The following is a 19,751-nucleotide window of genomic DNA, read 5'->3' on the forward strand; positions in this document are numbered from 1 at the left end:
AGAGCTTGACCAGTGGTATTCAGCGGACCCCCTCGGCCGCTCGGCGCGCGCGTTCCCGCCGGACCTCGGCGTCGCACTCACCTACGCTCGCCGCGCTGCTCGCCTCGGCGGTGGAGCGCAATCCCGACGGCGTCGCGGCGGTGTGCGGGGACAGCTCGATCACCTATCGCCAACTCGACGCGCGCTCCGCGCAATTGGCGCGCACCTTGCTCGCGCTGGGGGCCGGTCCGGAGACGGCGGTCGTGGTGGCGCTGCCGCGGTCGATCGAGTCGGTGCTCGCGGTGTGGGCCGTGGCGAAGACCGGGGCCGCGTTCGTGCCGATCGATCCGGGCCTGCCGCGCCCGCGCATCAAGTTCCAGCTGACCGATTGTGCCGCCGAAATCGGGCTGACCACCAGTGAATCCGCGCCCGCATTGCCTTCGGGTGTGCGCTGGCTCGCGATCGACGATCCCGAGTTCGTCGTGCGCACCTCGACGGAGTCCACCAACCCCATCTCCTATCTCGATCGTCCTGCGCTGCTGCGGGTTTCGAATACCGCCTATTTGATCTACACGTCCGGATCGACCGGCCGCCCGAAGGGTGTCGCGGTCACCCATGCCGGGCTCGCCGCGTTCTGTGCCGAGCAGATCGCCAGGTACTCCCTCACTCCGGCCGCGCGCACACTGCATTTCGCGTCGCCGAGCTTCGATGCCTCGGTGCTCGAGTTGCTGCTCGCGGTCGGCGCGGCCGCGACCATGGTGATCGTGCCGCCGACCGTGTACGGCGGCGCCGAGCTGGCGGGCCTGATCGCGCGGCACCAGGTCAGCCATGCGTTCATGACGCCGTCGGCGCTGGCCTCGCTCGAACCGACCGGGCTCGATCTGCTGCGCGTGGTGGTCGTCGGCGGCGAAACCTGTTCCGCGCCACTGGTTCGCCGGTGGGCGGCGCCCGGCCGCCAGTTCTTCAACGGCTACGGTCCGACCGAGACCACCATCATGGTGGCGATCAGTGCACCGCTGTCGCCGGACCGTCCGGTGACCATCGGGTCGGCGCTGCCGGGCATGAACTGCCGGGTGCTCGACAAGCGACTACGGCCGGTCGGCGTCGGTACCGCCGGTGAGCTGTATGTTTCCGGACCCGGGCTGGCTCGCGGCTACCACGCTCGATCCGGTTTGACGGCACAGCGCTTCCTCGCCGATCCGCATGGCGCGGCGGGCACCCGGATGTATCGGACCGGCGACATCGTTCGCCGTGGCACCGACGGCGACCTCGAATACCTCGGGCGCAGTGACGATCAGGTCAAGGTGCGTGGTTTCCGGATCGAGCTGGGCGAGATCGAGGCGGTGCTGGGACGGCAGTCAGGGGTGCGGGCGGCGGTCACCGTCGATCGCAAGACCGCGGCGGGCGAGACGGCGCTCGCGGCCTATGTTCAGGGCGAGCCGGGACACCTGCTCGATGCCGCCGATCTGGCGAACGCGTTGGCGCGTCGGCTGCCGCAGTACATGCTGCCCGCCTCGATCACCGTGATCGACCGGATTCCGTTGACGCCCACCGGAAAAGCGGATCGGGCGGCATTGCGCCTGCGCGCGATCGAACAGCTCGCGTGCCGGTCGCTGTCCGGTCCCGGCGAGGAGCTGATCGCCGAGGTGTTCGCGCGGGTATTGGGCCAGGAACAGCTGGGCGCGGACTCGGATTTCTTTGCCTCGGGCGGCAATTCGCTGCTCGCCACGCAGGTCGCGGCGCGGTTGAGCGAGACCTGGCAGGCGCGGATTCCGACCCGGCTGCTGTTCGATCATCCGACGGTGGCGGCCCTGGCGAAGGCCATCCAGGCGCAGCGATTCGACAAGGGGCGGCCCGCGTTGCTCGCCCGGTCGCGGCCGGAGCGGGTGCCGCTGTCGCCGGCGCAGCTGCGGTTCTGGTTGCGCAATCAGTTCGATCCGGGCTCGTCGGTGGACAACATCGGCTTCGCCCTGAACATGTCCGGGGATCTGGACATCGCCGTCCTGCGGGCGGCGTTCGCCGATACCGTGGCGCGGCACGAGATTCTGCGCACGATGTATCCCGCCGACGCCACCGGGCCGCGCCAGCTGGCGCTCGAAACGGACAGCGTCGTCGCCGATTTCGCGGTCGAGGAGATGCCGACCGCGGCTCCCGACGCGGTGGCCGAGCGCATCCGGGCCATCCTGTGGCGGGGCTTCGATGTGGCGAGCGAAGTGCCGCTGCGGGTTCGGCTGCTGCGGACGGCGAGCGAGTACGTGCTGGTGTGCGCGGTGCACCATATCTGCGCCGACGGCTCGTCGCTGGCCCCGCTGGCCCGGGACATCGCCCTCGCGTACACCGCACGGTCCGCGGGCGCCGCGCCGCTGTGGCGGCCGCTGGAGATCCAATACGCCGACTACGCGCTGTGGCAGCAGGAGTTGCTCGGCTCCCGCGAGGATCCGGATTCGATGCTGTCCCAGCAGCTTTCCTACTGGACCACGGAGCTGGCCGGGCTGCCGGACGAGCTGGATCTGCCGACCGATCGGCCGCGGCCGAGTACCGCGTCGCTGCGCGGCGCGGCGACCCAGCTACCGGTGCCGGCCAGTCTGCATCGCGAATTGCTCACCGTCGCACGCGAACACAAGGCGACGCTGTTCATGGTGATGCGGTCGGCGCTGGCCGTGCTGCTGTCCCGGCTGTCCGGCAGCACCGATGTGGCGATCGGGGTGCCGATGACCAATCGGGCCGAGGCCGCGCTGGACGAGCTGGTCGGCATGTTCGTCAATACGACGGTGTCGCGGACCCGGATCGATCTCGGTGAGAGTTTCGCCGCGTTGCTCGACCGGACCAGGGACCGGGATCTTGCGAACTTCGCGCACTCCGAAGTGCCGTTCGAGCATGTCGTCGATGCGGTGAATCCGGTGCGATCACCGGGGCGGCATCCGCTGTATCAGGTCGGGTTCGCGTTCCAGAACTTCGGCAAGGCCAGTCTCGAGCTGCCCGGTCTGACCTTCTCCGGGCTCGACGTCGATACCCGGACGGCGAAGACCGATCTGCATATCGCGGTGGTGGACGAGCACGCGGCCGACGGCACGCCCGGTCACATCATCATCCGATTCAGCTACGCCACCGACCTTTTCGACGAGCCGACGGTGCTGCGGTTCCTCGATGCCTATATCCGGGTGCTGCATCAGGTGGCCGCCGATCCGATCGGCGCGGTCGGTGACATCGATATCGTGCACCCGGACGAACGGCGGCTGATCGAGTCGTGGTCGGCCGGAGCCGATCACGCGGTCGCGCCCGAGACGCTCGGTGCGGCGATGCAACGTCATGCCGAGGCGACGCCGGATGCTGTCGCTCTGGTCTTCGGATCGGCGACGGTGACCTATGCGCAGCTGCGAGACAAGTGTAACCGGTTGGCGCGGTGGCTGATCGGGCAGGGTGTCGGTCCGGAAACCGTCGTTGCGGTGGCGATGCGCCGGTCCATCGATCAGGTCGTGGCGCTGTGTGCGATTGCCGAAGCGGGTGGCGCGTGGGTGCCGATCGATCCGGATCATCCGGCCGAGCGGATCGGGTACGTGCTGGATTCCGCTGTGCCGCAGTGTGTTCTGACCACCAGCGGGGATGCGTTCACCGTTGCCGCGGCGCACGCCGTCGACACCTTGGATCTGCTGCACCTGGAATCCGCGCCTGTACGTCAGGACGAGCGACGTATGCCGTTGCGCGGTGCGCACCCCGCGTACGTCATCTACACCTCCGGCTCGACCGGCCGCCCGAAAGGTGTGGTGGTCAGCCACGAGGCGATCGTCAACCAGCTCGACTGGATGCAGCATCGGTACCGCGTCGATGCCACCGACATCTACTTGCAGAAGACTCCGGCAACGTTCGATGTGTCGCTGTGGGGATACTTCCTGCCGCTGCGGGCCGGTGCGCGCATGGTGATCGCCGGACCGGACGATCATCGCGATCCCGCCGCATTGTGCGGATTGATCGCCACGCATCGGGTCACGCTCACCGATTTCGTGCCCACCATGCTGACCACGTTCGCCGGACACGCCACCAGCGCCGAAGTGGCCTCGCTGCGTGCGGTTTTCGCGATCGGCGAGGCGCTTGCCCCGGAGACGGCGCGGGCGTTCGACGCGATCAGCCGCGCCGAGGTGCACAACCTGTACGGCCCGACGGAGGCCGCGGTCAGCATCACCGAGCACCGGTTCGACCGCACCGATCCGGCGGCCACGGTGCCGATCGGTGTGCCGGAATGGAATTCGCGGGCCGTCGTACTCGATAGCCGGCTGCGGCCGGTGCCGGTGGGCGCGGTCGGTGAACTGTATTTGGCCGGAGTACAACTCGCGCGCGGCTATCACGGCGCGACCGGACTCACCGCCGGACGGTTCGTCGCCAACCCGGCCGAACCCGGGACGCGCATGTATCGGACCGGGGACCTGGTGCGCTGGAACGCGCGCGGGACTCTGGAGTACCTCGGGCGCAGCGATTTCCAGGTGAAGGTGCGCGGGCACCGCATCGAACTCGGCGATATCGAGACCGCGCTGCTCGCCGATCCGGCGGTCGCGCAGGCGGCAGTCGCGGTGCAGCCCTCCGATGCCGGTGACCGCCTGGTCGGCTACGTGGTCGCTGCGGCCGATGCGGTGATCGACCCGAATGTGCTGCGGCAGTCGGTATCTCACGCGTTGCCCGCCTACATGGTGCCGTCGGCGGTGCTGCTGCTCGACGAGTTGCCGGTCAATACCAGCGGCAAGCTCGACCGAGCGGCCCTCCCCCAGCCGGTATTCGCCTCCCGGGACGGCGTCGCTCCGTCGACCGACCTCGAACGGGCGATCGCCGAGGTATTCGCCGAGGTCCTCGACGTCTCCCCGATCGGGATCACCGACGACTTCTTCGAACTCGGCGGCTCCTCGCTGATGGCTTTCACGCTGCACCAACGGCTTTCGTCCCGGCTCGACTACGCCGTGCCGATGTCGGCGCTGCTCACCACGCCCACGGTGGGTGGCCTCGCCGCCCATCTGACCGGGACCGCGGAGCAGTCCACGGCGGCCACCCCGGCCGAGGACGCCGTCCTCGACGCCGGAATCGATGGTCGGGGCTGCCTGCCCGCGCACTCGGGTCCGCCCCGCGAGGTGCTGCTGACCGGCGCGACCGGCTTCCTCGGCGCCCACCTGCTCCGAGAACTGCTGACTCGCACCGACGCCCAGGTGTTGTGCCTGGTCCGGGCGGATACCGCGGCGCAGGGCGCCGATCGGATCCGGGACGCGCTGCACCGCTATCGGCTGTGGGACGAGACCCTCGCGGCTCGAATCGTCGCCGTCCCAGGCGATCTCGGCGCACCACGACTGGGGCTCGCCGGCACCGACTATGCCCGTCTCGCCGAGACCGTCGACGTCATCGTGCACAACGGTGCCCGCGTCAATCACATCGATCCGTACGCCCGACTACGCACGGCCAACGTCGAGGGAACCCGAGACGTACTCCGCCTCGCGACGACAAGACGGCTCAAGCCAGTACATTTCGTCTCCACCCTCGGCACCACCGTCTCCACAACGGCGGCACCGGGCGTGATCGAGGAGAACACCCGACTGCGCGCCGATCAGCTCTCCGACAACGGCTACGTCACCTCCAAGTGGGCCGCCGAAGAACTGGTCCGCCAGGCCGGCGAACGCGGCATCCCGGTCGGCATCTACCGCCCCGGAACCATCAGCGGCGACCTGAAAGCCGGCGTGAACAGTGCCGACGACTCGTTCTGGAACATGGTCCGCGCCGCCGCGATCCTCGGCCTGGCACCGGAGGTCGGCGATGCGACCGTGTCCCTGGTCCCGGTGACCTACGTGGCCCGCGCCATCGTCGAGCTCGCGCTCCGGCCACGTGCGGAGTCCGTGTACCACCTGGTCAACAAGACTCCGGTGACGGTCCGCGACATCTTCACCTGCCTGCGCTATCACGGACTCCCGGTGACCATCGCCCCGCTCGACACCGTCCGCACCGCCCTCGCCGAGGAATCATACCGGCGCAACGCGATCGGCGACGACTCCCTGGTCCGCGCCGCCCTGCTGAGCACCAACTACCTCGGCCTGGCGAACCTCGACTGGAGCGACGCGCACACCCGAAACGCCCTCGCCGACACCGGCATCGACTGCCCGCCGATCACCGAAGCCGCACTCGACGCCTACATCCGGGAGTTCATCACCTCCGGCTTCCTGCCGTCCGGCCCCACTCCCGGCGCGGTCCTGCGCCCCAGCGAGGTGCACTCAGCAGGTGGTGGGACCGGGATCGGCGCCGGCGAGGACGGCGGTCAGCCATAGCAGCGACGGTTCGTAGCCGACCAGTTCGGCCGAAATGTGTTCCGTTGCCGGAACTCTGAAGAAGCGGAGATTCGCGCCCGCCGCGCAGTAGCGCTGCACGACGGGCTCGATGGCGGCGATGGGGATGATCGGGTCGGTCATGGAGTGCCACATGGCCACCGGGATGTCCGGGGTGTCCGCGTAGCCGAGACTGTCTCGGTGCAGGACGTTTTGGATGTCGGGGTCGAGGAACGCCTTGGGGTCCTTCAGGTAGTTCTTCAGCGGGCGCCAGGCGCCGGTGGCGGCCGCGGTGTAGAGGCAGCGGTTGTCGATGTCGTGGACCATCGTCATGCCGTCGGCGGTGAGGAACTTGTCGAGCGGGATCAAATCCGGGTATTCCCTGGACAATCCGATCAGCCAGATCCAGCCGACGAAATCGGCCTGGCCGGCCAGACCTGCGCCCGCGTCCATGGCGAACATGGTCATCGCGTGCTTGTCGCCGGGGACGCCGCCCTGGGCGCTGCCCTTGATCGGTAGTTCGGGCGCGTAACCGCGATGGAGTTCGGCCGCCCAGCCGGTGGCGCTGCCGCCGCCGGAATAGCCCCACAGCCCGACCGGCGAATCGGCCAGGCCCAAGCCGCCGCGACGGGTCGCGCGGACACCGTCGAGGACCATCCGGCCTTCGCTCGGCGCGAGGGTGGTGCTGGTCTTGCCGTTGAAGTCGGGGACGGACACCGCCATGCCCTCGCCGAGGAACTGGAGCAACAGCTGGGTCTCCTTCATGGTCCCCGCGGGCACGGTGTGCGACGGGTTGCAGGCCGGATCCAGGCCGTCGATCGCCTCCTGATAGGAGATGACCGGGCGCGGGCTGGGGCCGAGCCACGGAATGCCCGGGATCATCACGGTGGTGGCGGTGACGATCGGGTGGTCACGACTGTCGGTGCTGCGGTACAGGATCTGCTCGGTGTGCACCGGCGGCCACGGCACGGCCAGCAGATAGCTGGTCACCACGCGCTTGCGGATCACGTCGCCGTTGGCGTAGCGGCCGAGGTCGTCCGGGTCGTCGTACCACCGGTCGTCCTTGGGCATGGGCACCGGAATGACCGAGTAGATATCGGTTTCGCGGGGCAGCGGCGGGAGCTGGTTCTCGTCGGGCCGCACCGGCCAGGCGGGTTGAGCGCCCACCTGGTCGGTGTTCGGCAGATCCGGGCCTGCGGTGGCCGGGGCGGCCACCGCGAGGGACAGAGCGAGCGTGAAACCTACGGTGAATGCGGCACGACAAACACGAAGCACGAGCGGAGTACCTCTCAGGCGAAGATGACATCGAAGCCAGAAGCCGCCGCACGCAGCGGCCGCCAACCGGGACACCATCGAGCGCCCGACGGACCGAAAGCGGGTCTCAGTTCACACGACGATTCGCAGATGTGTCACTACGCAACCAGCCAGGGTTTGCCCGCTGTCACTGTGCACAGTGCATAAGTCGATCAGGAAGCCACGGGACGAAACCGCAGGTGCTGGCCGGGGCGCAGCTGCGCGAGCAGGTCGACGTCGGCGGTGACGACGGTCCCGATCACCGGGTAGCCGCCGGTGATCGGGTGATCGGCGAGGAACACCACCGGTTCACCGCTCGGCTGCACCTGGATCGCGCCGAGCGGCATGCCCTCGGTAGGCAGTTCCTTGTCGTTGATCCGGGTCAGAGGAGCCGCGTCGCCGACCCTGGCCAACCGGACACCGACGCGGTCGGCCCGGTCGGTCATCGCCCAGGCGCCGGTGAACAGCGACTGCGGATCGGTGAACCAGTCGTCTCGCGGTCCGAGCTGGACCCGGACGGTGACGACCCCGGGGTTCATCGAGAGCACAGGTGCCACAGCAACATTCGGCCACGGATAGTCGTCCGCCGCACCCACACCGAGCTGTTCGCCCGCAGCGAGCGGTTCCGGGCCGAGCCCGGCAAGCGTGTCCCGGCTGCGCGAGCCGAGCACCTCGTCCACGGCGATGCCGCCGCGCACCGCGACGTACACGCGCAGCCCGGCGCCGGCCAGGCCGAGCTTCAGCCGCTGTCCGGTTCGCAGCGCCAGCACGGAGGCATTGGCCTCCGCGACGCCGTCCACGGTGATCGGCGCGTCGGCGCCGGTCACCGCGAGCAGCACCGGCGCCTCGGCCACGAGTTCCAGTCCGCCGAGCAAGGTTTCGATGCCCGCGGCCGTTTCCGGGTTGCCGACCAATCGATTCGCCAGCTTCAGCGAACCCCGGTCGGCCGCGCCGGAAACCCCGACGCCGACCGAGAACCAGCCGGGTCGGCCGAGGTCCTGGATGGTGCTCAGCGCACCCGCGTCGAGCACCCGCAATACGGTGCGACACGTCGAGCTCATTGCATCCCCTCCTCGGTGAACCGGACCCGGGCGCCCGGGCGCAGCAGCGACGGCTCGGCCCGGTCGAGGTCCCACATCCGCAGGTCGGTGGTGCCGATGAGCTGCCAGCCGCCGGGTGAACGCCGAGGATAGACGGCGCTGTACCCGTCGGCCAAGGCCACCGAGCCTGCGGGCACGGCGGTCCGCGACTCCGTCCGGCGCGGCACGGTCAGGCCGGACCCGGTGGTTTCGAGATAGCCGAAGCCAGGGGCGAATCCGATGAACGAGCACCGCCACACCGCCCGCGCGTGCGCGGCGATCAGTTCGGCGACCGAGATACCCAACTGCGCCGCAACACTTTCCAGATCCGGCCCGTCGTAGCGGACCGGGATGACCCGCACCGCCTCCGGTTCCGCCTCGACCGTTCCGGCGCCCTGCACCCGCCGGAACAGTTGCCGCAGTTGCTCTTCGACCGCCCGGCCGTCCGCGGTATCGCTCATGGTCACCAGGACCGTCTGTGCGGCGGGCAGTACATCGTGGACGCCGGCCGGCAACGCGCGCCGCAGCAGGTCGATGAACGCGACCAGATCGGCGTGCCGGTCGGGCGCGACGAGCAGCGACCGGTCCCCCGCGGGCAAGATACGCAGCGGTGCGGTCGGCACGGTGATCGCGGACATCGACACTCCCTCAGGCCAATTCGCGGCCGCGGGTCTCCGGCAGGCCGAACAACGCGAGCACAGCGAGGACATAGCCGAAGGCGCCGAACATCATGGCCCCGGCCAGGCCCAGCGTCGTGGAGGCCAGGAACCCGACCACGGTGGGGAAGATCGCGCCGACCCCGCGACCGAAGTTGTAGGTGAAGCCCTGCCCGGTGCCGCGCGACGCGGTCGGGTACAGCTCGGACAGGAACGAGCCGAAGCTGGAGAAGATTGCGGCGGTACAGAATCCGAGCGGGAAGCCGAGGATCAGCACCATGGTGTTCGCCCCCTCCGGAACCTGGATGTAGGCGACCATGAAGGCGACCGACAACACGGCGAAGAGCTGGATGGTGCGCTTGCGACCGATCCGGTCGGCGAGGATGCCGCCGGTGACGTAACCGAGGAACGCGCCGCCGATCAACATGAACAGATAACCGCCGGTACCAACGACATTCAGGTGCCGGCTCTTCTTCAGGTAGGTCGGCAACCAGGTAGCCAGGGTGTAGTAGCCGCCCTGCACGCCGGTGGCCAGCACCGAGGCGAACAGCGTCGTCCGGACCAGGTCGCGCCGGAAGATCGACGCGAACGAACCGGCCCGCTTGCCCGCCGATTCGCGCCGCTGCGTGACGGTTTCGGAGTCGGTCAGGTTGCGCCGCACCCAGATGATCAGCAGCGCGGGCAGCGCGCCGGTCCAGAACAACACCCGCCAGGCCAGATCCTCACTGACGAACTGGAAGACCAGCGTGTAGACCAGCACCGCCAGACCCCAGCCGACCGCCCAGGCGCTCTGCACATAGGCGACCGTGCGGCCACGATATTTGGTCTGCGCGTACTCGGCGACCAGGATCGCGCCCGCCGCCCATTCACCGCCGAAGCCGAGCCCCTGGAACGCCCGGAACACCAGCAGCGTCTCGAAGTTGGGCGCGAAGCCGCACAGCACCGTGAACAGGGTGTAGGTGGCGACGGTGAGTTGCAGGGTGCGCACCCGCCCGATCTTGTCGGCGAGCACGCCGGCCAGCGCGCCGCCGAGCGCGGACACCAGCAGCGTCACCGTGGTCAGCAGGCCCGCCTTGCCCGAGCTGATCACGAAGTAGGAGGAGATAGCGCCCAGCGCCAACGGTAGAACCTGGAAATCGTAGGCATCCAAGCCATATCCGCCGAACGCGCCGAGGAAGGCCTTCTTGCCTTTGGCGCTGAGGGTGCGGAACCAGTCGAAGGGTTGCGACTTCTCGGCGGGATCCACCGGGAGGTCTGTGGAAAGGCTCATGGATGCCTCGCAATGCTCGAGCTCAGGAGAGCGACGTACGTCACAGTAGAGTACGGATCGTTGAACGATTCTGCAATCCTAAAGTTGGATCGTCGGCTGGCCGTTCGATCCCTGAGTTATGCTCGAACGGCAAAGCCACTGGTCCGCGGAGGTTTGGATGACGACACCGGTAGATCGGCCCGATCCCGTCTACACGGCCCTTTCCGAACACAAGGGACTGCTCGCCCGGTCCAGCCGGAGTTCGCAGACCGCCGACATCGTGCGCGCGAGCATCCTGGACGGGTCACTGCGGCCGGGTCAGCGGTTGTCCGAGCCGGATATCTGTGCGGCGCTCGGGGTTTCGCGCAATACGCTGCGCGAGGCGTTCCGATCGCTGATCGAGGAGCGGCTGGTCAACCACGAGCTCAATCGTGGTGCGTTCGTGCGCATTCCGACCTCCGACGATGTCGCGGAGCTGTATCAGTGCCGCCGGGTGGTCGAAGGCGCGGCGGTGCACGGGTTCGGCAGCGATCAGGATCCGGCCGAGCTGGCCGCCGCCCTGGCGCGCGCGGATGCGTGTGCGGCGGAACAGGATTGGACCGGGGTCGGCACGGCCGACATCGACTTCCACAAGGCGATCGCCGCGCTGAACCGGAGCAAGCGGCTGGATCAGATGATGGCCAGCGTGTGGAACGAGTTGCGGCTGGTCTTCCACGTGATGGCCGATCCGCTCACCTTCCACGAGCCCTATCTGGCCCGTAACCACGAGATCTACGCGGCGATGATCGCCGGACGGTCGGTCGAGGCGGAGCAGTTGCTCGCCGACTACCTCACCGACGCCGAGTCCCACATTCGCGGCGCGTACACCCGGATCGTCGCCTGACCCCTCGGTTTTGTCGCAGGGTGAGCGCAATCCTGGCGACCGCGTGGTCCGCCGAGGAGAGTGGGACGACTTGTCCCGTGTGTCTCGTGCCGAGAGAGGTCGTCATGTCCGACAGCAGTGCGCAGTTCCGGCCGATCGAATCGTTGCTCGAACAGACCGCGGCCGCGCTCGGGGTGCGGTCGGTGCTGGTGATGCGGTCCACGCCGACGCACATGGCGGTCGAGGCGACCGCCGGTGCGGCGGAAGTCCATTACACGGTCGGCGCCGAGGGCAAGAAGGGCGCGGCGTTCGCGGAGGCGCAGGAGCTGTACTGCGAGCGGGTCGTGGACAACGATGCCGAACTGTTCGTGCGTGATTCGCGCGCGGACCCGGCCTTCGCGGGCAACGAGGACGAGGTCGAGCTCGGGCTGGTCAACTACCTGGGGTTGGCGGTGCACAATCCGGACGGCAGCGTTTACGGGACGGTCTGCGTGCTGGACGACCACGTGCGCGACTACAGCCCGCAGGAGCGGGCGCAACTGGCCGAGTTGCGCGCGGCCGCCGAGCAGGCCTTGGCCGATCCACGCCTCTGACCAGGCGTTCTGCAAAGCAGACCGCTCAGTCGTAGGATCAATTCTGGTTACCGCTCTACCCCTTATCGACAGCAGCGTTATTGCCAGGCCGACACAGTGGTTCGCGTGCTCTTCTTCCGGGACTGCTTGTCGCGCAGGTCATTCGAAGACTTCGAGGAGAGCAGCATGCGTACCGAAGGTGATACCTGGGACATCGTCAGCAGCGTCGGGATGACCGCGCTGTTCGTCGCGGCCATCCGGGCGGCCGAGACGAAGCAGCCCGACGCCCTGGTCCACGACGAATTCGCCGCGTTGTTCGTCGCGGCGGCCGGCGATCCGGACACGAACCGGCTGATCGACGATCCGGAACTGTGGGCGGACAGCCCGCTCGGCCTCGGATTCATGGGACTGCGCAGCAAGTTCTTCGACGACCACTTCCGCGCCGCGACCGAGGCCGGGGTGCGGCAGGCGGTGATTCTGGCCGCCGGACTGGATGCCCGCGCCTATCGCCTGGACTGGCCGCAGGGCATGGTCGTCTACGAGATCGACCAACCCAAGGTGCTGGAGTTCAAGGGGCAGGTCCTCGCCGACGCGCACGCCACGCCGACGGCCGATCGCCGGGAGGTGGCCGTCGACCTGCGGGACAACTGGCCCGCGGCGCTCATCGAGGAGGGCTTCGACCCGGCCCGGCCCACGGTGTGGTCGGCCGAGGGGCTGCTCCCGTATCTGCCCGGGGCCGCGCAGGACGCGCTGTTCGCGCGCATCGATCAGCTTTCCGCGCCGGGCAGCAGCCTGGCCACCGACACCTTCGGCAGCGACGTGGATTTCCAGCAGCTCGCCGACTTCCAGACGGAGCAGATGCGGGACACGTCCTTCGGAAAGATCGACATCGCCGACCTGCTGTATACCGACGATCGCTCGGATCCGGCCGAGTGGCTGACCAAGCAGGGTTGGACCACGAAGGCCGCGCCGCCCGAGGAACTCGCCGCGCGATACGACCGGCCGCTGACCGAGGTGCTCGAGCCGTACGCCCAAATGTTCAACGGCATGAAGTATTTGACGGCCGTCAAGCCGTCCTGAGCGCACCAGGGGCTGCCGCGGACGGCGGCAGCCCCTGCGGTTACGCCGCGCCCGCGATGAGGGTGGCGGCGAGCGTGCCCGCGCCAGGGCCGGTCAGCTGCGCGGCGGCCACAGTCCGGCCCGTCGCGAGCAAAAGCAAAGCGCCGGCGGTGCCTTCGACGAGCAAGCCGTCGCCGGCCGACCAGTCGATGTCGGTGGCCACGAGTCGATAACCCGCCAGCCGCTCCTCTATGCCGAACCGGGAACCCGTGGCCCACACCCGATTCAGCGACTCGCGCGCCGGGATGGACGGCGTCTCGCGGACCAGGCCGAGCGGCATCGCGATGTCCTGGACGTGCACCAGCATGTCCAGCAACCGGTCGGTGGGCACCGTGCCGACCGGGAAGAATCGCGACGGCACGCTGGCCCGCAGCTCCGCGTGCAACTGCCGGGTGCTGACGCTGTCCGCGTGCCGAATGGCGGTGTCGCGCAACGCCCCGTGCACGCTGCCGCCGGCCCGGATCAGGTTGATCAGGATCCAGCCGAGGTTCGCGCGGGTGCACAGCACCACGTGCGCGACCACGTCCCGGACCCGCCAGTCCGCGCAGAGGGACTGGCGATTCCAGTCGGATTCGGTGCGGTCGGCGAGCAGGTCGGCCATGGTCTGTCGCTCGGCGGCGACGGCGCGCCAGATGTCCTCGTCCGTCATGGTTTCGATGTGGTTCATAGCTCAAACCTCTCGTTCGAAGTTCCACTACCGTAAGAACTCCACTCAAGTGGAGGTGCAAGTAGATGTGACCGAGGACACACTTCATGCCGCGGTAAGCATCGGCGAGTTGGCGCGCCGCACCGGCGTGCCCGTGCGCACGATCCGGTTCTACTGCGACAGCGGGGTTCTGGAGTCGGGCCGCAGCGGCGGCGGTCATCGGGTGTTCGACCCGGCCGCGGTGGACCGGCTGCTGCTGGTTCGCCGGTTGCGCGCCATGGGGTTGCCGCTGGCCGCGATCATGCGGGTGCTGGACGGTAGCGAGTCGATCTGCGAGGTCGCCGCCGCGGAACGGGCCGCGCTGGACGCGGAGCTCGAGGCGCTGCGCTGGCGGCGCGCGACGCTGCTGGCCATCGAGAGCGCGCCGCCGCAGGAGCGGGCGCGCCGGCTGGAACTGCTTGCCCGCGTGCATGACCGGAGTGTGGTCATCGACAGCGTGGTCGCGTTCTGGCGGCCGATTCTCGGGCCGCTGCCGCAGGAGGAGTTCGATTCGTTCATCGACATGAACGTGCCGCCGATGCCGAGCGAACCCGGACCGGCGCAGGTGGTCGCGTGTGCCGAGCTCACCGCCCTCACCACCGATCCGCAGGTCAAAACGGCGATGAAGCAGCAGATCTGGCGGTCGGATCGCGATCGGATCAGCGATCGGCTGCAGTTCGTGACCTCGGTGGCGGGGGCCTTCGAGGTAGCGGCGCCGGTGGTCGCCGCGCACGAAAGTCCGCATCCGGGAGCCGAACTCGACCAGTACGTGCACGCGCACGCGGCGGCCAGGTGCGAACGGGACACGCCCCGGTTCCGGCGTGCGTTACTCACCACCGGCGCGACGGATACCGATCCGCGGCTGCATCGCTTCTGGCGGCTCACGGCCGACATCACCGGCACGGAGACCACGGTCGGAGCCGTCCACTACTGGTTATTGGACGCGCTGCGGCAGACCGTCTAGAGCCGCTCGCGGGCCCGGGTTTCGGGCAAACACGAAGCGGCTGAAGACTTATGGAGTTGTCGGGCCCGGGATCCTCAGCGGTCGCGGCCGGCCGCGGGGGTGGACGTCTTGCGGCTGGTCCGGGCGCGGCGGCGGGCGGCCTGCAGTTCGGCGAGTTCCTGTTCGAGGATCTCGGCGATGCGGAACTGGCCGGTGTCGTGGATCTCCGGGGTGGCCGGAGTGTCCTTGGCGGCCTTGGGATCGGTTGCGGTGGTCGCCTTTTCATCGACCGCGGGCTGCCGCTTGATGGCGGCGGTCGTGGCGGACGCGGCGGCGGTCGCGGACGGGCGGTCGGCGATCTTCTCCGCGGCGGGCTTGGCCGGGGCGGTCTGCGCGGCGATCTTGGTCGGCGCGGCCTGCTTCGGCGCCGCCGGGGCGACGACCGGCTTGGCAGCGGCGGCCGGCGCGGCGGGCTTGGCCGGCGCGCTGGAGCCGTTCACCGGGGTGATCGGCTTGCTGTCGACCCCGTTGCGCTTCTCCCCGTTCACCGGCTTGGTCTTCGCGACCGGCTCGTCGACCTGGGCCGGCTTCGAAGCGCTGGGCGCGGAGGCGCTTTCGGACTTCGACACCGAACGGGTCTCGGCCGTGATGTCAGTGAGGTCGCTGCCGAGGGTGGCGGCGGCCACGACCTTCGCCGACGGCGCCGGGGCGGCCGAACGGAAGGCCGACCGGGTCGGGGCCGGGGCCTCGGGCACTGTCTCGTCCTCGTCGGCGATCAGGACCGCCGGTGCGTCCTCGATCTCGGGGTCGAGGACGCCGGCCGGGGCCGCGTTCAGTTCCGCGAGCGGATCCGGTTCGGCCTCGACGGTCAGCTCGGCGAACGCGTTGGACGCCATCATCTCGGCCGCGGCCGGACGACGCATCCGGTAGCTGGCGAGCGTGGGCAGCGTGCGGCGGATCTGCTCGGCCGGGTCGGGCAGATCCCGGACCTGGTCGGTGGCGCGGTGGATGGCCAGGCCGTAGCGCGCGCTGGCGGCGTCGTGGATGAGCAGCGAGACGCCGATCATCACCGGCGCGACCGCGTGCACCGCGGCGTCGTACCAGTGCTCGGCGCGCAGGTACGGATACGTGTTCAGGGTGACGGTCAGCCCGAGCAGGGCGACCTCGGCGGCGACGACCTGCTTGCGGTTGTCGACGACACCCCACTCGGCCACCTTGTTGGTGCCGATCATGATGATGATCAGGCAGACGCTGATCATGCCTTCCAGCAGGTAGCTGAACCAGTACAGCGGGTCACCGGGACCGCCGGGCGCGATGTTGTGCTGGACGTTGACCGCGGACCACAGCATGCCCGCGCCGACGACACCGGCCAGCGCCCGCAGTGACCAGGCGCGGTGCCGATATAGCGAGGCCAGTTTGGCGTGTGGGCTCGACTCGCGACGCTGGGCGGCAATTGCCTTGCGGGCCACCAGTAGATCTCGCATGTCGGCCTTCTCGATCGCTTCGGTGGTCTGCCTGGCGCGGTCGGCCGCTCCCGCGGCGGCTTGAGCCTCTTTCCAGCGCTGACCACGGTCTTGCCCGCGGATCTTCTCGGCGAGCTCGCGTTCGGCTAGCAGCTCGTCCTCGGACAGCGCTTCGGTCAACGCGGGATCGAATTGGTATGCCAGCCGGCCGCGGGCCTTCTCGACCCGCCGCGCCAGCTGTGTGACCTCGTCCTCAATGGGATGCTGGATGGTCATTTCGGCTCCAAGAGGAGATTCGATGGCAGACAAGTGATCACGCGTGGGAAGGCTACATCGCATTCGCCGTCGACGCACCGTTGCCAGCGAAAACCGTCGATTTGCCGGGAGAATGCGGCGTGCCGCGAACGCGTTTCCTGGATGATCATAGAACAGGCGCGACGATCCGCAACCGCAGGGTTGCCGATGTCCGGCGGCGGCTCCGAGTGTCTTTGCCCCGGCGGCGAATACGGCGCGATCAGGAACGAGTCGACTTCACTATGACCGTTTCGTCTGGCTCTCCACGACGAAACTCGCTGCGGTCGTGGCGCTCCCACCGATGTTGAGGGTGGCGAAGCGGCGCGCGTCCGGCACTTGGTAAGCTCCTGCTTTCCCGGTGACCTGTTTGTAGGCATCGAGTACCATTCGTACACCAGTCGCGCCGACTGGATGACCACCACCGATCAATCCGCCGCCGGGGTTGACCGGAATCCGGCCGTCGCGCCCGATGTCGCCGCCCTCCACGGCTTTCCAGCTCTCCCCCGGGCCGGTGATGCCGAGATGATCTATCGCCATGTACTCCGACATCGAGAAACAGTCGTGTACCTCGACACCGTCCACGGCATCGATATCGGGCAGTCCGGCGCGTCCCAGCGCGTCGAGCATCGTCTGGCGCACATGGGGAAACACGTACGGGTCGTCGGCGGCGGCAGTCAGCTTCTGCGCCAACGACAACGGCGCGGTGCGATGACCCCAGCCGGTGATCACGGCGTGCTCCGCGGGACGTAAGTCGGTGCGGCGGGCCAGGAATCGATCCGAGACCAAGATCACGGCGACCGCGCCGTCGGTCATCTGACTGCAGTCCTGGCGGCGTAGTCGGCCGGCCACCGGCGGATTCGCGGTGTCGTCGGCGCCGAAGCTGTCCGGGGTGAAGGTCCAATCCCGGGTCTGCGCAAGCGGGTTGGTGCGGGCGTTGGCGATGTTGAGCTCGCTGATCGCGCGCAGGTGCGCGTCGTCGAGGCCGTAGCGCCGATCGTATTCGTCGGCCAGATCGGCGAACATGGTGGGCCACACGTACTTCGCGTCCTGCGCCTCGTGGCCGACCCACGCGGCCGCGCCGAGATAGCCCGCGGCGACGTCGCCCGGCACGGTCTTCTCCAGCTCGGCGCCGACCACCAGCGCGCAGTCGTAGCGACCCGACTCCAGGTCCGCCATCGCGGCGAGCAAGGCCATACTGCCGGAGGCGCAAGCGGCTTCGTGCCTGCTCGCCGGAATGCCGGACAGCTCCGGGATGACCGTGGCCGGCATGCCGCCGAGCTGGCCCTGGCCGGTGAACAACTGGCCGAACGCATTACCGACGTGGATCACGCCGACCTCGCTCGGCGCGACGTCCGCCGCCGCGAGGGTCGCGCCGACCACCTCGCCGATGAGCGCGTCGAAGCCCTTGCCCGCGCGATGCCAGTTGACGGCGAAGTCGGACTGGCTGCCGCCGAGTAGGTGAATGGTGCTGGTGGGCATGGGAACTCCTACGTGTGCTGGTTGGTCGACGGGTTGCCGGTGAGCGTTTCGCGCAGCTCGCGGCGCAGCAGCTTGCCGACCGGATTGCGGGGCAACGACTCGACGATCTCCAGTCGCTCGGGCAATTTGAACGACGCCACCTCATGGGCGCGCAGATGGTCGACGAGACCGTCCAGGGTGACGGCGGATTCGGGGGCGGGAACTACGAAGGCGCAACACTTTTCGCCGAGTACCGGGTCCGGGTAACCGACCACGGCGACGTCGGCTACGCCAGGCGCGTCGGCGAGCAGACCCTCGATCTCGGCGGGCGCGATGTTCATGCCGCCGCGGATGATGATCTCCTTGATCCGGTCGACGAAACGCAGGTATCGGCCGTCCGGGCCGCACAGCTCGAATACGTCTCCGCTGCACAGGAAACCGTCGTCGTCGAAGGGTTCGGCCGTCGCGGTGCCGGGCAGGTAGCCGCCGAACACGGCGGGGCCCAGGAGCCGGAGTTCGCCGATACCACCGACTTCCGTGACCGTGGCACCGGTGACGACGTCGACGAGTTTGACCCGGGTGCTCTCGGCGAGACGGGTCGACCAGCGGACGCCCGGTGCGCCGTAGCGCGGCAAGTACTGCGCCCGGATCTCCGGATCGGGGAAGTCGACGGGTGCGCCGAGCAGGGAGACGCCTTCGTTGGAGCCGAAGAAGTTGAGCACCTCGATGCCGAGTTGGTCCTGCCAGCCGCGAACGACGCTGGGCGGCAACGGCGCACCGCCGGAGCCGACGCGTTGCAGCGAGGACAGGTCGACCGAGGCGCGCAGGGGTTCGTTGTGCAGCAGCATCGTCAGCAGCGCGGGCGGCATGCTGGTGTGGGTCACCGCGTGCCGGGCGATCTGTCCGAGGAACACCGGGAGGTCCAGGGGGTGGTGTTGGACCAGGTGGCCGCCGGTGAGCAGCCAGGGCAGGAACGATGCCGCGAAGCCTGCCATGTTGACCATGGGAAAGGGGTTGAGCAGCACCGATTCCGAGCTGAGGTGCAGGCCGTCTTGGACGCCCCAGGCCATGGCGATCCAGTCGCCGTGGCAGCGGGGAATTCCCTTGGGCGCGGCTTCGGTCCCGCTTGTCCAGCAGATGGTTACGCGGTCGTTGACCGAAACCGGCAGTCCGCGAACGTAGAAGCGCAGGCGCTCGCGGTCGGCGGTGGCGACCGGGCCGTCGAGAGCGATCGCGTCGTCGGGTACGCCGGGGCCGAAGGCGAAGACGGTGCGGGTGTGATCCGCGACTTCCAGTGCCTCGCGGGCGAGTTCGCGGCCGGACAGCGCGCCCGCGGTGATGATCGCCTTCGCCTCGGCGGCCGCGACGATGCCGGACAGCTCGTGCCGGCGGTAGGAGGCGGGCATAGGGGTCGCCACCGCGCCGAGCCGCCACAGCGCGAAGTAGGTGGCGGTCAACGCGATCGAGTTCGGCAGCAGGACCGCGACGGCGTCGCCCTGCCGAATGCCGTTGCGATACAGCACCGCCGCGAGATCGCCGCTGCGCTCGTCGAGTTCGCGCCAGGACAGGGTTTCCGGTTGCGCTCCGGTCAATGCGGCGAGGTTGGCCGGGTCGGTGATGGCGGGCGCGTTCGGCGCGGCGTCTACCCGGCGCTGGAAGAGCTCCGGGAGCGTATCCGGTTGCCACCAACCATGTTCGAGATATCCGCGGACCGTGTCGGCGGGGTGGCACGTGTGGACGGACCCGCCGGAATCAACGGCGGTGGCGGCTGTGTCGGCCGCGGTGATCGATGAGTCGACCATGGGTGTT

13 protein-coding genes are annotated in these 19,751 nt (G+C 68.8%); 5 read left to right on the forward strand and 8 right to left on the reverse strand.

Features of this window, described 5'->3' with window-relative positions; all coding sequences use genetic code 11:
• The first annotated feature begins 5 nt into the window (after nt 1-5).
• The gene (locus tag AB0M22_RS32395; protein ID WP_364734994.1) at nt 6-6,272 is read left to right on the forward strand and encodes an amino acid adenylation domain-containing protein; all 6,267 of its coding nucleotides are present in this window, start codon (nt 6-8) and stop codon (nt 6,270-6,272) included.
• On the opposite strand, the gene AB0M22_RS32400 is transcribed toward AB0M22_RS32395, so the two are convergent.
• From AB0M22_RS32400 to AB0M22_RS32415, 4 genes are all read right to left on the reverse strand, one after another.
• Nucleotides 6,219-7,544, reverse strand: coding sequence for a lipase family protein (locus tag AB0M22_RS32400; protein ID WP_364734995.1), 1,326 nt, complete (start codon nt 7,542-7,544; stop codon nt 6,219-6,221). The two genes, AB0M22_RS32395 and AB0M22_RS32400, sit on opposite strands and share 54 nt — an antisense overlap.
• 191 nt (nt 7,545-7,735) lie before the next feature.
• A complete protein-coding gene (locus tag AB0M22_RS32405) occupies nt 7,736-8,623 on the reverse strand; it encodes a biotin-dependent carboxyltransferase family protein (RefSeq protein ID WP_364734997.1) in 888 nt (295 codons plus the stop codon).
• Complete coding sequence (locus AB0M22_RS32410) at nt 8,620-9,270, reverse strand: allophanate hydrolase subunit 1 (protein ID WP_364735149.1); 651 nt, start codon at nt 9,268-9,270, stop codon at nt 8,620-8,622. Before AB0M22_RS32410 ends, AB0M22_RS32405 begins: the two co-directional genes overlap by 4 nt.
• Before the next feature lie 19 nt (nt 9,271-9,289).
• On the reverse strand, nt 9,290-10,567 hold the full coding sequence (locus AB0M22_RS32415) for an MFS transporter (RefSeq protein WP_364734999.1): 1,278 nt from the start codon (nt 10,565-10,567) through the stop codon (nt 9,290-9,292).
• Nucleotides 10,568-10,724: 157 nt separating this feature from the next.
• On the opposite strand from AB0M22_RS32415, the gene AB0M22_RS32420 reads away from it, so the two are divergent.
• The 3 genes from AB0M22_RS32420 (at nt 10,725) to AB0M22_RS32430 (ending at nt 13,060) form a co-directional block, all read left to right on the forward strand.
• Nucleotides 10,725-11,429, forward strand: coding sequence for a GntR family transcriptional regulator (locus tag AB0M22_RS32420; protein WP_364735001.1), 705 nt, complete (start codon nt 10,725-10,727; stop codon nt 11,427-11,429).
• A 104-nt stretch (nt 11,430-11,533) separates the two neighbouring features.
• Complete coding sequence (locus tag AB0M22_RS32425) at nt 11,534-12,001, forward strand: GAF domain-containing protein (RefSeq protein WP_364735003.1); 468 nt, start codon at nt 11,534-11,536, stop codon at nt 11,999-12,001.
• 165 nt (nt 12,002-12,166) lie between these two features.
• Nucleotides 12,167-13,060 (forward strand): class I SAM-dependent methyltransferase, encoded by an 894-nt coding sequence (locus AB0M22_RS32430; RefSeq protein WP_364735005.1) that lies wholly within the window; start codon nt 12,167-12,169, stop codon nt 13,058-13,060.
• Nucleotides 13,061-13,100: 40 nt separating this feature from the next.
• On the opposite strand, the gene AB0M22_RS32435 is transcribed toward AB0M22_RS32430, so the two are convergent.
• The gene (locus tag AB0M22_RS32435) at nt 13,101-13,766 is read right to left on the reverse strand and encodes a maleylpyruvate isomerase family mycothiol-dependent enzyme (protein ID WP_364735007.1); all 666 of its coding nucleotides are present in this window, start codon (nt 13,764-13,766) and stop codon (nt 13,101-13,103) included.
• A 67-nt stretch (nt 13,767-13,833) separates the two neighbouring features.
• Here AB0M22_RS32435 and AB0M22_RS32440 point away from each other — a divergent pair, with 67 nt between their 5' ends.
• Complete coding sequence (locus AB0M22_RS32440; protein ID WP_364735009.1) at nt 13,834-14,748, forward strand: MerR family transcriptional regulator; 915 nt, start codon at nt 13,834-13,836, stop codon at nt 14,746-14,748.
• A 74-nt stretch (nt 14,749-14,822) separates the two neighbouring features.
• Here the strand turns inward: AB0M22_RS32440 and AB0M22_RS32445 are convergent, their stop codons facing one another.
• From AB0M22_RS32445 to AB0M22_RS32455, 3 genes are all read right to left on the reverse strand, one after another.
• A complete protein-coding gene (locus tag AB0M22_RS32445; RefSeq protein WP_364735011.1) occupies nt 14,823-16,466 on the reverse strand; it encodes a hypothetical protein in 1,644 nt (547 codons plus the stop codon).
• Nucleotides 16,467-16,724: 258 nt separating this feature from the next.
• The gene (locus tag AB0M22_RS32450) at nt 16,725-17,963 is read right to left on the reverse strand and encodes an acetyl-CoA acetyltransferase (RefSeq protein WP_364735013.1); all 1,239 of its coding nucleotides are present in this window, start codon (nt 17,961-17,963) and stop codon (nt 16,725-16,727) included.
• Nucleotides 17,964-17,971: 8 nt separating this feature from the next.
• Nucleotides 17,972-19,744, reverse strand: coding sequence for a class I adenylate-forming enzyme family protein (locus AB0M22_RS32455; RefSeq protein ID WP_364735015.1), 1,773 nt, complete (start codon nt 19,742-19,744; stop codon nt 17,972-17,974).
• Between the last annotated feature and the right edge of the window lie 7 nt (nt 19,745-19,751).

Origin of the sequence: Nocardia sp. NPDC051756, from assembly GCF_040681495.1 — a bacterium.
Lineage (GTDB): Bacteria > Actinomycetota > Actinomycetes > Mycobacteriales > Mycobacteriaceae > Nocardia.

Coding starts and splice junctions, on each gene's coding strand:
- AB0M22_RS32450 (WP_364735013.1), bottom strand. CDS start 17,963: ATGCCCACCAGCACCATTCACCTACTCGGCGGCAGCCAGTCCGACTTC.
- AB0M22_RS32445 (WP_364735011.1), bottom strand. CDS start 16,466: ATGACCATCCAGCATCCCATTGAGGACGAGGTCACACAGCTGGCGCGG.
- AB0M22_RS32425 (WP_364735003.1), top strand. CDS start 11,534: ATGTCCGACAGCAGTGCGCAGTTCCGGCCGATCGAATCGTTGCTCGAA.
- AB0M22_RS32455 (WP_364735015.1), bottom strand. CDS start 19,744: ATGGTCGACTCATCGATCACCGCGGCCGACACAGCCGCCACCGCCGTT.
- AB0M22_RS32430 (WP_364735005.1), top strand. CDS start 12,167: ATGCGTACCGAAGGTGATACCTGGGACATCGTCAGCAGCGTCGGGATG.
- AB0M22_RS32420 (WP_364735001.1), top strand. CDS start 10,725: ATGACGACACCGGTAGATCGGCCCGATCCCGTCTACACGGCCCTTTCC.
- AB0M22_RS32405 (WP_364734997.1), bottom strand. CDS start 8,623: ATGAGCTCGACGTGTCGCACCGTATTGCGGGTGCTCGACGCGGGTGCG.
- AB0M22_RS32415 (WP_364734999.1), bottom strand. CDS start 10,567: ATGAGCCTTTCCACAGACCTCCCGGTGGATCCCGCCGAGAAGTCGCAA.
- AB0M22_RS32435 (WP_364735007.1), bottom strand. CDS start 13,766: ATGAACCACATCGAAACCATGACGGACGAGGACATCTGGCGCGCCGTC.